This window comes from Micromonospora sp. NPDC003816 (assembly GCF_042874705.1).
Lineage (GTDB): Bacteria > Actinomycetota > Actinomycetes > Mycobacteriales > Micromonosporaceae > Micromonospora.
Genome location: NZ_JBIANP010000013.1, coordinates 14,082 through 27,097, shown reverse-complemented (window position 1 = coordinate 27,097; position 13,016 = coordinate 14,082). Strand labels below are relative to the sequence as shown.

9 protein-coding genes and 1 tRNA gene are annotated in these 13,016 nt (G+C 69.4%); 9 read left to right on the top strand and 1 reads right to left on the bottom strand.

Annotation, left to right across the window (positions count from 1 at the left end; all coding sequences use genetic code 11):
• Positions 1 to 679 precede the first annotated feature (679 nt).
• From dnaN to ACFYTT_RS27425, 4 genes are read left to right on the top strand one after another with little or no spacing between them, the layout of a single operon-like run.
• Complete coding sequence (gene dnaN / locus ACFYTT_RS27440; RefSeq protein WP_131054417.1) at positions 680 to 1,813, top strand: DNA polymerase III subunit beta; 1,134 nt, start codon at positions 680 to 682, stop codon at positions 1,811 to 1,813.
• Between the two features lie 40 nt (positions 1,814 to 1,853).
• The gene (gene gnd, locus ACFYTT_RS27435) at positions 1,854 to 2,726 is read left to right on the top strand and encodes a phosphogluconate dehydrogenase (NAD(+)-dependent, decarboxylating) (protein ID WP_131054418.1); all 873 of its coding nucleotides are present in this window, start codon (positions 1,854 to 1,856) and stop codon (positions 2,724 to 2,726) included.
• A gap of 15 nt (positions 2,727 to 2,741) precedes the next feature.
• The gene (recF, locus tag ACFYTT_RS27430; RefSeq protein ID WP_131054419.1) at positions 2,742 to 3,875 is read left to right on the top strand and encodes a DNA replication/repair protein RecF; all 1,134 of its coding nucleotides are present in this window, start codon (positions 2,742 to 2,744) and stop codon (positions 3,873 to 3,875) included.
• A complete protein-coding gene (locus ACFYTT_RS27425) occupies positions 3,865 to 4,602 on the top strand; it encodes a DciA family protein (protein WP_357214375.1) in 738 nt (245 codons plus the stop codon). Before recF ends, ACFYTT_RS27425 begins: the two co-directional genes overlap by 11 nt.
• A gap of 54 nt (positions 4,603 to 4,656) precedes the next feature.
• On the opposite strand, the gene ACFYTT_RS27420 is transcribed toward ACFYTT_RS27425, so the two are convergent.
• Positions 4,657 to 5,238 (bottom strand): hypothetical protein, encoded by a 582-nt coding sequence (locus tag ACFYTT_RS27420; protein WP_131053425.1) that lies wholly within the window; start codon positions 5,236 to 5,238, stop codon positions 4,657 to 4,659.
• A gap of 537 nt (positions 5,239 to 5,775) precedes the next feature.
• Between ACFYTT_RS27420 and gyrB the strand changes: the two genes are divergently transcribed.
• The 5 genes from gyrB (at position 5,776) to ACFYTT_RS27395 (ending at position 13,016) form a co-directional block, all read left to right on the top strand.
• Positions 5,776 to 7,722 (top strand): DNA topoisomerase (ATP-hydrolyzing) subunit B, encoded by a 1,947-nt coding sequence (gyrB, locus tag ACFYTT_RS27415; protein WP_131053424.1) that lies wholly within the window; start codon positions 5,776 to 5,778, stop codon positions 7,720 to 7,722.
• Between the two features lie 128 nt (positions 7,723 to 7,850).
• Complete coding sequence (gyrA, locus tag ACFYTT_RS27410) at positions 7,851 to 11,630, top strand: intein-containing DNA gyrase subunit A (RefSeq protein ID WP_387263428.1); 3,780 nt, start codon at positions 7,851 to 7,853, stop codon at positions 11,628 to 11,630.
• Positions 11,631 to 11,634: 4 nt separating this feature from the next.
• Complete coding sequence (locus ACFYTT_RS27405; RefSeq protein WP_131053422.1) at positions 11,635 to 12,561, top strand: DUF3566 domain-containing protein; 927 nt, start codon at positions 11,635 to 11,637, stop codon at positions 12,559 to 12,561.
• A gap of 209 nt (positions 12,562 to 12,770) precedes the next feature.
• A tRNA-Ile gene (locus tag ACFYTT_RS27400) sits at positions 12,771 to 12,844 on the top strand.
• A 43-nt stretch (positions 12,845 to 12,887) separates the two neighbouring features.
• The gene (locus ACFYTT_RS27395; protein ID WP_217705935.1) at positions 12,888 to 13,016 is read left to right on the top strand and encodes a DLW-39 family protein; all 129 of its coding nucleotides are present in this window, start codon (positions 12,888 to 12,890) and stop codon (positions 13,014 to 13,016) included.

Here is a 13,016-nt window from a genome sequence, read left to right as displayed (position 1 = left end):
ACACCCTCGGAGGCGTGTCCGCTCCGGCTCGCGCTCGTTGTCCACAGCTCGTTGTCCACCGCCGGTGGATAACCACGGACGGTCGGCACCCAGTTACCCACAGGCTGTGGAGAAACCCTGGGGACAACCCTGTGGACGCCTGTGGGCGACTGGGGACAACTCGTCGCTCTGTCCACCGACGACGGCCCGCCTGTGGACGCCCTGTTGAAGGTTCTGGGGATGACGGGGTCCGAGGCCGTCTCCGTTGTCCACAGGACTGGGGAGAAAGTCGGTGGATTACCGGTGGACAACCGGTGGACGACGGTGGACAACGCGGTGCACGACGGGGGCCTGTGGACCGACAGGCCGGTTGTACCCCAGGTTCTCCACAGCTAACCCACCGGTGGATAACCACTCTGACCTGCGTCGACGCGAGTTCTCCACAGTTTGCACAGGTGCGATGAAGACGATGGGTTATCTCTTCTAAAAGAACGAAAACCAATCATCACCGTTGGACTTCCTGTGGATCGGGCCGAAGCTGCCGGGGGCACCCGTCAGCATCGACTCGATCGCCGGGGTCGGGCGCACAGCCGATACCCTCGCGCCCTAAGGTTCGATGGGTACCCGCACGCCAGGTGGGTCGGCGGGTAGCGGCCGGCATGAGAGAGTTGACGACGTCGACGTCGACGCGGAGGCATTGATGAAGTTCCGAGTGGAGCGCGACGCGCTCGCCGAGGCCGTGGCCTGGACCGCGAAGAGCCTGCCCAACCGGCCGTCCGTACCGGTGCTGGCCGGGGTGCTGCTCCGGGTGACCGAGGGCAGCCTGCAGGTCTCCGGCTTCGACTACGAGGTCTCCAGCCAGGTGACGGTGGAGGTGCAGGGCGACGCCGACGGCGCCGCGTTGGTCTCCGGTCGCCTGCTCGCCGAGATCACGAAGGCACTGCCGGCCAAGCCGGTGGACATCGCCGCGGTCGGGGCCCACCTCGAACTGGTCTGCGGCAGCGCCCGGTTCACCCTGCCCACCATGCCGGTGGAGGACTACCCGACCCTGCCGGAGATGCCGGAGAGCGCCGGCACCGTCGACGCCGCCGCCTTCGCCGCCGCGGTCGCCCAGGTGGCGGTCGCCGCCAGCCGGGACGAGACGCTGCCGATGATGACCGGCGTACGCGTCGAGCTCTCCGGCGGCACGCTGGCCATGCTCGCCACCGACCGCTACCGGCTGGCGTTGCGTGAGATGGAGTGGAACCCGGACGACGCGGACATCAGCATCAACGCGCTGGTGCCGGCGCGGACCCTCAACGACACCGCCAAGACCCTCGGGCCGCTCGGCGGCCACGTCGTCCTCGCCCTCTCCCAGGGCGCTGCCGGCGAAGGCATGATCGGTTTCTCCGGTGGCACCCGGCGGACCACCAGTCGCCTGCTGGACGGCGCGAACTACCCGCCGGTGCGGTCCCTCTTCCCGGCCACCCACAACGCCGACGCCCGGGTGGCCGTCAGCACGCTCATCGAGGTCGTCAAGCGGGTCGCGCTGGTCGCCGAGCGGACCACCCCGGTGCTGCTCAGCTTCAGCACCGACGGGCTGGTCGTCGAGGCCGGCGGCACCGAGGAGGCCCGGGCCAGCGAGGCCATGGAGGCCACCTTCACCGGCGAGCCGCTCACCATCGGCTTCAACCCGCAGTACCTGATCGACGGACTGGCAAACCTCGGGTCCCAGTTCGCCGTGTTGCAGTTCGTCGACGCCTTCAAGCCGGCGGTGATTTCCCCCGCCGGTGAGGATGGCGAGCTCATCCCTGGGTACCGGTACCTCATCATGCCGATCCGCGTGTCCCGCTGATCGGCAGAGCACACCCGAAACCCACGAAAGGTAAGAACCGATGCAGCTCGGCCTGGTAGGACTCGGCCGGATGGGCGGCAACATGCGCGAGCGGTTGCGCGCTGCCGGTCACGAGGTGGTCGGTCTCGACCACAACTTGGAGCTGAGTGACGTCACCAGCCTGGCCGAGCTGGCGGAGAAGTTGGATGCGCCCCGAGCGGTCTGGGTGATGGTGCCCGCCGCCGTCACCGACGCCACGATCGACGAACTGGCCGAGGTCCTCGGCGAGGGCGACCTGATCATCGACGGCGGCAACTCGCGGTTCAGCGACGACGCCCTGCGCGCCGAGCGCCTCAACGAGCGCGGCATCGGCTACGTCGACGTCGGGGTCTCCGGCGGGGTCTGGGGCCGGGAGAACGGCTACGGCCTGATGGTCGGCGGTGCCGAGGAGCACGTCGAGCGGCTGAAGCCGATCTTCGAATCGCTCAAGCCCGAGGGCGAGTTCGGTTTCGTGCACGCCGGCCCGGTCGGCGCCGGCCACTACGCCAAGATGGTGCACAACGGCATCGAGTACGGCCTGATGCACGCCTACGCCGAGGGCTTCGAGCTGATGGCCGCCTCGGAGCTGGTCACCGACGTACCGGGCGTCATCAAGTCCTGGCGCGAGGGCACCGTGGTGCGCTCCTGGCTGCTGGACCTGCTCGACCGGGCGCTGGACGAGGACCCGGAGCTGAACCAGCTCAGCGACTACACCGAGGACACCGGCGAGGGACGCTGGACGGTCGACGAGGCGGTCCGGCTCGCCGTACCCCTCCACGTCATCACCGCGTCGCTCTACGCCCGGTTCGCCTCCCGGCAGGACGAGTCACCGGCGCTGAAGGCCGTCTCCGCACTGCGCCAGCAGTTCGGCGGGCACGCCGTCCGTAAGCGCTGACCGGCGCCCGGCCCCGTGTACGTCCGCCGGATCGAACTGGTCGACTTCCGCTCGTACGAGCGGGTCGGCGTCGACCTCGAACCGGGGCCGAACGTGCTGATCGGCGCCAACGGCGTCGGCAAGACCAACCTGGTCGAGGCGCTCGGTTACGTGGCGACGCTCGACTCGCACCGGGTCGCCACCGACGCGCCGCTGGTGCGTGCCGGTGCCACCGCCGCGGTGATCCGCTGCGCGGTGGTGCACGAGGGCCGGGAACTGCTGGTCGAGCTGGAGATCGTGCCGGGCAAGGCCAACCGGGCCCGGCTCGGCCGTTCACCGGCCCGCCGCGCCCGGGACGTGCTCGGCGCGCTGCGGCTGGTGCTGTTCGCCCCCGAGGATCTCGAACTCGTCCGGGGCGACCCGGCGGAACGCCGCCGCTACCTCGACGACCTGCTGGTGTCGCGCCAGCCCCGGTACGCGGGGGTGCGCGCCGACTACGAGCGGGTGGTCAAGCAACGCAACGCACTGCTGCGGACGGCGTACCTGGCCCGCAAGACCGGTGGCTCGCGGGGCGGTGACCTCTCCACCCTGGCCGTCTGGGACACCCACCTGACCCGGCACGGCGCCGAGCTGCTCGCCGGCCGGCTGGAACTGGTCGCCGCGCTGGCGCCGCACGTGGCCAAGGCGTACGACGCGGTGGCCGCCGGACGCGGCGCGGCGGGCATCGCGTACCGACCGTCGGTGGAACTCGCCGAGCCGACCACCGACCGGGAGGCACTGGCCGAGATCCTGGCCGCCGCGCTCACGGAGTCCCGGTCCGCCGAGATCGAGCGGGGCACCACCCTGGTCGGTCCGCACCGCGACGAACTCGCCCTCACCCTCGGCCCGCTGCCGGTGAAGGGGTACGCCAGCCACGGCGAGTCGTGGTCGTTCGCGCTCGCGCTCCGGCTCGCCGGCTACGACCTGCTGCGCGGCGACGGGATCGAACCGGTCCTGGTGCTCGACGACGTCTTCGCCGAGTTGGACTCCGGACGGCGGGAACGGCTGGCCGGCCTGGTCGACGGTGCCAGCCAGTTGCTGGTGACCTGCGCGGTCGCCGACGACGTACCGCCGGCACTGCGCGGCGTCCGCTTCGAGGTGGCCGAAGGGACGGTGCGTCGTGTCGGATGAACCGGAGCGCCCGCGTCCGGACGCGGCACCTTCCCGCGCCCGAGGGACCGACGACGGCGCCGCAACGCCCCGACGTGCGACCCGGAGCCGGACGACGCGCGGCGCGGCGGGCAAGGCCGCCCCTACGGGCGGCGACGAGGCCGGTGCGTCGCCCTCGAACGACTCCGGCCGATCCGCCACCGACGGTGGCCCGGCGGGCGCGGGAAGCCCGCCGGCCGGTGACGACGGCGCGTCCGGGCCGCAGCTCGCTCGGGCGGTGCTGGACGCGGCGAAGGCCCGTCGGGAGGCCGCCAAGCCGCGCCGACGCGGCGTCGCCGGAGCGGGTACGGGCGAGCGGCGGTTGCGCGGCTACTCCGGCCCGGGGCCCGACCCGCGTGATCCGCAACTGCTCGGCACGGTGCTGGCGCGGCTGGTGAAGGCGCGCGGATGGCAGCAGCCGGCCGCCGAGGCGACCGTCTTCGGTGCCTGGGAGCGGGTAGTCGGGCCGGAGGTGGCCCAGCACAGCCGCCCGGTCAAGCTGGAGAACGGCGAGCTGACCGTGGAGGCCAGGTCCACCGCCTGGGCCACCCAGCTCCGCCTGCTCGCCGGGTCGCTGCTGCAACAGATCGGCCGGGAGGTCGGCCACAACGTGGTGCGCAAGCTGCACATCCACGGCCCGGCCGCGCCATCCTGGTCTCGCGGGCCACGGCGGGTACGCGGCCGTGGCCCCCGGGACACGTACGGCTGACGGAATGCGTGTGGCGTACGCCGCACCCCGGAAGGTGCGGCGTACGCCTGCGCGTCAGGACTGTGCGGCCCGGCGCGGCGCCGCCGACTCGGCGTAGACGGCGAAGCCCCGCTCGGCGCAACGCCGGTAGAAGGCAGCCACCACGCTCAACTCGGCGCAGGTGAAGGTCCACTGCGGGGGTGCGCCGCTCTCGTCCAGCAGGGCGTCCAGTCGGCTGTCCAGCCACCGCAACTGCTGCTCGGCCAGGCGACCGTCGGCGAGCAGCGACCGCAGCACGGTGCCGACCGACTCGAACGTGACCGCCTCGCCGTGCGGCCGGTGCGTGATGACGAAGCGTTCGATGCCGCCCGCGATCCAGGCGCACCCGTCCGGGTCGATGACCGGGTCCTCGTCCTCCGCCGCCGCGTCTGTGGCGTAGAGCACACCGTCGAGTCCGAGGATCAGATCGACCACCTCTGTGTACGCGGTGGCCCGGACCGTACCTGTCTTCGCGATCAGTTCGGCGAGCGCGGCGGTCGGCGCCGAGATCCCCGGTACGTCGACGATCTCGCCGAAGTCGACGAAGTCGGCCGGCGCGACCGGATCGTAGAACTGGCCGGTCCGCGGCCACTGGACCGCGACGTTGTCCAGCCCCATCTTGGTGTCACCTCTCAACGGGCACGGTGGGTCAATCGGGTCGATCGTCCGGTTCCGGCCGTGAAAGATCAAGGCCGGCCCGCCACCTGAAGGGCGGCAACGCCAATGGTGGGCGATACCGGCCAGTAGCACCGTCGGGGCCGTCACCCGGGTCGTGTCGCCGTCACGCGACGGATCCGGCGATCATGCCCTTGCGTGTAGGGGGAGTAGCAGACAGCGCGGTTCGGCCCGCTGCGTTAATCTCAGCCGCCGCGAAGGGGTGCCGAGTGGTGGTTCTGTCGCCCGCGCACAGTAAGATTGGTGTGAGACGAAGACCCGGTGCGGAGCGACGGGTCACGGGTCCGACACGGGCCCGCGATCATTGTCCGACTCGGGTCGAGCCGATCGCGATCCGCGGGCACCCGCGGCGACCGGCGCGTTCGACCCGTAACCCGGAATTGTTCCCGGTGCCGGTCTGCGTGCCGACGTCGCGTCCTGTCCGCCGAACCTGCGCCGGACGTGCCTGACGGCGCGGACGGCGCGAGAAAGTGGCCGAGGGTGGCAGCGCAGGACAATCAGCAGTACGGCGCCGAGTCGATCACCGTCCTCGAAGGTCTGGAGGCGGTCCGTAAGCGGCCCGGTATGTACATCGGGTCCACCGGCGAGCGGGGCCTGCACCACCTGGTGTGGGAGGTCGTCGACAACGCGGTGGACGAGGCGCTGGCCGGTCACTGCGACACGATCGACGTGGTGCTGCTCGCCGACGGAGGCGTACGGGTCACCGACAACGGGCGTGGCTTCCCGGTCGACCTGCACCCCAAACTGAAGAAGCCGGGCGTCGAGGTGGCGCTGACCGTGCTGCACGCCGGCGGCAAGTTCGACGGCAAGGCGTACGCGGTCTCCGGCGGCCTGCACGGCGTCGGCGTCTCGGTCGTCAACGCCCTCTCCACCAAGATGGCGGTGGAGATCCACAAGGACGGCTTCGTCTGGCGTCAGGAGTACCACCACTCCAAGCCCACCACCCTGGAGAAGGGCGAGCCGACCGACACCACCGGCTCGGCGGTCTCCTTCTGGCCCGACCCCGACGTCTTCGAGACGGTCGACTTCGACTTCCAGACCATCTACCGCCGCCTCCAGGAGATGGCCTTCCTGACCCGTGGCCTCAAGATCCATCTGCTCGACGAGCGGGTCGCCGAGGGCGAGGAGGGCAAGCTCCGCGAGGTGACCTTCCAGTACGAGGGCGGCATCGCCGACTTCGTCCGGCACCTTAACGCCTCGAAGAGCCCGATGCATAAGACGGTGATCGAGTTCGGTGCCGAGGAAGAGGGCATGTCGCTCGAGATCGCCATGCAGTGGAACGAGTCGTACGGCGAATCGGTCTACACCTTCGCCAACAACATCAACACCCACGAGGGCGGCACCCACGAGGAGGGCTTCCGGGCCGCGCTGACCAGCGTGGTCAACCGCTACGGCGCGGACAAGAAGCTGCTCAAGGGCGACGAGAAGCTCTCCGGCGAGGACATCCGCGAGGGCCTCGCGGCGATCATCTCGGTCAAGCTGACCAACCCGCAGTTCGAGGGTCAGACCAAGACCAAGCTCGGCAACACGCCGGTGAAGAGCTTCGTCCAGCGGGTCTGCAACGACCGGTTGGTCGACTGGCTGGACCGCAACCCGGCCGAAGCGAAGATCATCATCACCAAGGCGTCCCAGGCCGCCCGCGCCCGGATCGCCGCCCAGCAGGCGCGCAAGCTGGCCCGTCGCAAGTCGTTGCTGGAGTCCGGCTCGATGCCGGGCAAGCTGGCCGACTGCCAGTCGACCGACCCGCGCGAGTCCGAGGTGTTCATCGTCGAGGGTGACTCGGCGGGCGGCTCGGCCAAGCAGGGCCGTGACCCGCGTACCCAGGCGATCCTGCCGATCCGCGGCAAGATCCTCAACGTGGAGAAGGCCCGGATCGACCGGGTGCTCAAGAACAACGAGGTGCAGGCGCTGATCACCGCGCTGGGCACCGGCATCCACGACGACTTCGACATGGAGAAGCTGCGCTACCACAAGGTGGTGCTGATGGCCGACGCCGACGTCGACGGTCAGCACATCCAGACGCTGCTGCTCACTCTCCTGTTCCGCTTCATGCGGCCACTGGTCGAGCTCGGTCACGTCTACCTCGCCGCCCCGCCGCTCTACAAGATCAAGTGGAACAAGAAGGGCGACGACGCGCAGTACGCGTACTCCGACCGGGAGCGCGACGGGCTGATCGCGCTGCGTCAGCAGAAGAAGCCGAACGCCAAGCCGGACGACATCCAGCGGTTCAAGGGCCTCGGCGAGATGAACTACCCGGAGCTGTGGGAGACCACGATGAACCCGGCGACCCGGACGCTGCGTCAGGTCACCCTGGACGACGCCGCCACCGCCGACGAGCTGTTCAGCGTCCTGATGGGTGAGGACGTCGAGGCACGCCGTTCGTTCATCCAGCGCAACGCCAAGGACGTCCGCTTCCTGGACATCTGACGGGCGCGCCTGCCGGGTCGGGACTCCGGTCCGGCAGGCCGGTCCACAGAGTTATCCACAACTTGGCCGCTATCCACAGCAGTTATCCACAGGCACAAAAACGACTCTCAGTCTGATAAGGGTTAACAGTGACCGATTCCCCCGAGTCCACACCGAACGAGCCCGAGGTCCCCGAGGCGCCGGCTGCCGTGGTCGCCCACGACCGCATCGAGCCGGTCGGGCTCGAGGTGGAGATGCAGCGCTCCTACCTCGACTACGCGATGAGCGTCATCGTCGGGCGGGCGCTGCCGGACGTCCGGGACGGGCTCAAGCCGGTCCACCGCAAGATCCTCTACGCCATGTTCGACTCGGGCTACCGACCGGACCGTGGTTACGTCAAGTGTTCGCGCGTCGTCGGCGACGTGATGGGCCAGTTCCACCCGCACGGGGACTCGGCCATCTACGACGCCCTGGTCCGGATGGCCCAGCCCTGGTCGCTGCGCTACCCGCTGGTGGACGGCAACGGCAACTTCGGTTCGCCCGGAAACGACCCTGCTGCGGCTATGCGTTATTGTCTGACCGCAGATGTCCGTATTCGTGCCGCCAGTGGCAGCGTGCGGATCGGTGACGTGGTGCCGGGCGCGGCGTCGAGCAGCGAGAGCGACATCGACCTCAAGGTCCGCGACCGCAACGGCGACCTGGTCCGCGCCTCGGCGTTCTTCCACTCCGGCGAGCACCCGACGCTACGGCTGCGCACCCGCGAGGGGTACGAGCTGACCGGCACCCACAACCACCCGGTGCTCTGCCTGGTGGACGTGGCCGGCGTGCCGACCCTGCTCTGGAAGCTGCTCGCCGAGATCTCGCAAGGCGACCGGGTGGTCCTTCAGCGCAGTGTGCCGGACGAGATCGGCTACCCGATGCTGGAGCACGTCGAGGCCGCCGTCCTCGCGGGTGCCTTCGTCAGCGAGGGCTGGGTCTCCGAAACCCGCGCGGGCTTCAACAACGTCGACCGCGAGTTCTTCGTCCGCGTCCTGGCGGCGTACGACCTCGCTGTCGGCGGTCGTCGGTACGTCAGCGAGCGGGTGATCGCGTCCGGGAGCGTCCTGCACGAACTCGACATCCAGGACCTCTCCGCGCTCCGGGCCAGCGTCCTCGGCGAGCTGGTTGGTGCGCGCAGTGCGGCGAAGCTCGTGCCGGAGTTCGTCTGGCAGGGGCCAGCGGCAATCAAGCGGGCCTTCCTCCAGGCGCTGTTCGAGGGCGACGGTTCCTCCTCGCTGCTGCCGCGCAACACCATCCAGATCTCGTACTCCACGCGCAGCGAGCGGCTCGCCCGCGAGGTGCAGCAGTTGCTGCTGGAGTTCGGCGTCGTCAGCCGCCAGTGCCGGTACGACAATGGCGAGACCAAGGTCGTGGTGACCAACCGCCGGGACGCGCGGATCTTCGCCGCCCAGGTCGGCTTCCTCGGCCGCAAGCAGGCCAAGCTGGAGTCGGAGTTGGCCTCGGTCCCGGCGAGCAGCACGGCGCTCTCCAGCGACCACGTGCCGCTGGTCGGTGACTTCATCCGGGAGCACGGCGCCAGCCGCTGGACCGAGCGGGACTGGCTGCGCCGGCACAACGTGGACCGGATCGAGCGCTGGGAGCGCGATCGCGACGAGATCGCCGCCCGGATCACCGAGTCCGAGGTGCTCGACGTGGTCGAGCCGTTGGTGGACGGTCGCTTCTACTACGCCGAGGTGGCCGGGGTCACCGACGCGGGTGTGCAGCCGGTCTACAGCATCCGGGTGGACACCGACGACCACTCGTTCGTCTCCGACGGGTTCGTCAGCCACAATACCGAGTGCAAGCTCGACCCGCTCGCCATGGAGATGCTGCGGGACATCGACGAGGACACCGTCGACCTCCAGGACAACTACGACGGCCGGGCCAAGGAGCCCACCATCCTGCCGTCGCGGATCCCGAACCTGCTGATCAACGGCTCCGAGGGCATCGCGGTCGGCATGGCCACGAAGATCCCGCCGCACAACCTGCGGGAGATCGGTGCGGCGGTGCAGTGGTGCCTGGAGAACCCGGAGGCGGACGAGGCCACCACGCTGGAAGCGCTGCTGGAGATCGTCAAGGGTCCGGACTTCCCCACCCACGGTCTGATCGTCGGCCAGTCCGCCATCCAGGACGCGTACCGCACCGGTCGGGGCTCGATCCGGATGCGCGCGGTGGTCGAGGTCGAGGAGGACAAGCGCGGTCGGCCGGCGCTGGTGGTCAGCGAGCTGCCGTACCAGGTGAACCCGGACAACCTGGCCGAGCGGATCGCCGAGCTGATCAAGGAGGGCAAGCTCGGCGGGATCGCCGACATCCGGGACGAGTCCTCCGGGCGTACCGGTATGCGGATCGTGCTGGTGCTCAAGCGCGACGCGGTCGCGAAGGTGGTGCTGAACAACCTCTACAAGCACACCCAGCTCCAGGAGACCTTCGGCGCGAACATGCTGGCGCTGGTCGACGGGGTGCCGCGCACGCTGAACCTGGCGCAGTTCATCCGCTACTACGTCGAGCACCAGATCGAGGTGATCCGGCGACGGACGGCATTCCGGCTGCGCAAGGCCGAGGAGCGGGCGCACATCCTGCGGGGTCTCTCCAAGGCGCTGGACGCCCTGGACGAGGTGATCGCCCTGATCCGGCGTTCGCCCACGGTCGAGGACGCCCGGCAGGGCCTGATCCGGCTGCTGGAGATCGACGAGATCCAGGCGACCGCGATCCTGGACATGCAGCTGCGCCGCCTCGCCGCGCTGGAGCGGCAGCGGATCCTCGATGACCTGGCCAAGCTGGAACTGGAGATCGCCGACCTCAAGGACATCCTGGCCAAGCCGGAGCGGCAGCGGCGGATCGTCTCGGAGGAGCTGGGCGAGATCGTCGCGAAGTGGGGCGACGACCGGCGTACCCAGATCATCCCCTTCGACGGCGAGGTCTCGATGGAGGACCTCATCGCCCGCGAGGACGTGGTGGTCACCATCACCCGCACCGGGTACGCCAAGCGGACGAAGGTGGATCTCTACCGCTCGCAGCGGCGCGGCGGCAAGGGTGTCAGCGGTGCCACGTTGCGGCAGGACGACATCGTCAGCCACTTCTTCGTATGCTCGACGCACGACTGGATGCTGTTCTTCACCAACAAGGGGCGCGTGTACCGGGCCAAGGCGTACGAGCTTCCGGAGGCCAGTAGGGTGGCCAAGGGCCAGCACGTGGCCAACTTGCTGGCGTTCCAACCAGACGAGCAGATCGCACAGATCATCGAGATTCCGAATTACCAGGTGGCGCCCTACCTGGTCCTGGCGACGAAGAACGGCCTGGTGAAGAAGACGCGGCTTGAGGAGTTCGACTCCAACCGGTCCGGCGGCATCATCGCGATCAACCTGCGCGATGAGGACGAGCTGGTCGGTGCTGCGCTGGTCGACCCCGGCGAGGATCTGCTGCTGGTCTCCAAGAACGCCCAGGCCATCCGGTTCAACGCGACGGACGACGCGCTGCGGCCGATGGGCCGGGCCACGTCGGGTGTGATCGGCATGCGCTTCAGCGACGAGGACGAGCTGCTGGCCATGGAGGTGGTCCGCGAGGGGCTGGACGTACTCGTCGCCACGAACGGGGGATACGCGAAACGTACCCCGATCGAGGAATACCCGGTCCAGGGCCGGGGAGGTAAGGGCGTACTGACTGCGAAGATCACCGAACGGCGCGGTGGTCTGGTCGGTGCCGTCGTGATCGACCCGGACGACGAGCTGTTTGCCATCACCAGCAACGGTGGCGTTATCCGGACTCCGGTGAAGCCTGTACGCCGTACACGCGACCGGAACACAATGGGGGTCAAGCTGATGGACCTCCCGGATGGCGTGACTATCGTGGCGATTGCTCGCAATGCCGACGAGCCTGACGAACAGGACTAGTTGAATGACGGAGACACAGGCGAAGTCGGGGAACGCGGGGACCTCGGCCAACCCGGTCGACGAGGATGCCGCGAAGACCGGCACGCCAGCGACCGGCCGCGCGGCCGTGGGCCGGGCGACCGTTCCCGCCGACGCGCCTGCCCCGAAGTTCACCCGGGCACCCGGTATGGCTCCGCCGCCCGACAAGCCCACAGACGAGAAGGACGCCGAGGCGTCCGGCGACAAGCCGGGTGCCGAGGCCGCCGTCTCCCCGGGCACACCGACAGCTGCCGCCAGCGCCGCCGGCAAGCCGTCCACCCCGACGAAGAGCGGACCTCGCCCAGGTCAGCCCTCGCCGGGCACCACCGGCGTGCTGCCGGCGATGAGTACCGGCACGACAGGTACCCAGCCACGGATCACCGGCCTCGGCCCGAAGCCGGACGCCAACCGTCCGCTCGGTGCGGGTCGCCCGGCTAACGGAGGTGGCCTGCCCCCGGGAGTCGGCTCGTCGGCCGTCGGTGCCGCGCGGGTGGGTGAGGCGGTACGCGCCGCGCGTACCTCGGTCAGTTCGGCCGCGTCGCGCGGACCGCGTCGGGCCCGGCTGAACCTCAAGCGGATCGACCCCTGGTCCGTGATGAAGTTCGCGTTCGCCGTGTCGGTGGTGCTGTTCATCGTCATCGTTGTCGCGACCTCGGTGCTCTACCTCGCGCTGGACGCGATGGGAGTCTTCACCAGCGTGAACGACAGCCTGGGTGACCTGGTCAACGCGGGTGGTGGGCAGGGCACCAGCGGTTTCCAGATCACCGCACGTGGCGTGATCTTCAGTTCGGCGCTGATCGGTCTGGTCAACGTCGTCCTGTTCACCGCGCTGGCCACGCTCGGGGCGTTCGTCTACAACGTCTGCGCCGACCTGGTCGGTGGCATCGAGTTGACGCTCGCCGAGCGCGACTGACACCTCGGGAACATCGCCTCCGGGCCGGCCGCTCCTCGCGGCCGGCCCGGTCGCCGTTTCCGGCCCCGACCCGGGGCGTCCGGGGTATCTCGGTGGGCTCACCACCGGCTCTCGGGTAGTTTCGAGGACGACGGTGTCGGGCAGTCCCGAGGGTCCACCCCGATTTGGGGCGGCGTGAGCGGATGGGTTAACCTTGCTCGTCGCTACGCGGGGCTATAGCTCAGTCGGTTAGAGCGCAGAGCTGATAACTCTGAGGTCGCTGGTTCGATTCCAGCTAGCCCCACCGCAATGGTCCGACGGTGCGTCGAGCGTAAGGGGCAGGCCCCATGTTCAAGAAGCTGTTGATCCTGGCCGGCGTCGTCGGTGTGGCCGCCGTGGTGGCCAAGAAGATCAAGGAAGCGAACGACGAGCGCGCGCTCTGGCACGAGGCCACCACCTCCCCGGACCTGCGCTGA

Bases quoted from the DNA above. Each gene is read 5' to 3' on its own strand.
- dnaN (WP_131054417.1), top strand. From the start codon at position 680: ATGAAGTTCCGAGTGGAGCGCGACGCGCTCGCCGAGGCCGTGGCCTGG.
- gnd (WP_131054418.1), top strand. From the start codon at position 1,854: ATGCAGCTCGGCCTGGTAGGACTCGGCCGGATGGGCGGCAACATGCGC.
- ACFYTT_RS27420 (WP_131053425.1), bottom strand. From the start codon at position 5,238: ATGGGGCTGGACAACGTCGCGGTCCAGTGGCCGCGGACCGGCCAGTTC.
- ACFYTT_RS27405 (WP_131053422.1), top strand. From the start codon at position 11,635: ATGACGGAGACACAGGCGAAGTCGGGGAACGCGGGGACCTCGGCCAAC.
- ACFYTT_RS27395 (WP_217705935.1), top strand. From the start codon at position 12,888: ATGTTCAAGAAGCTGTTGATCCTGGCCGGCGTCGTCGGTGTGGCCGCC.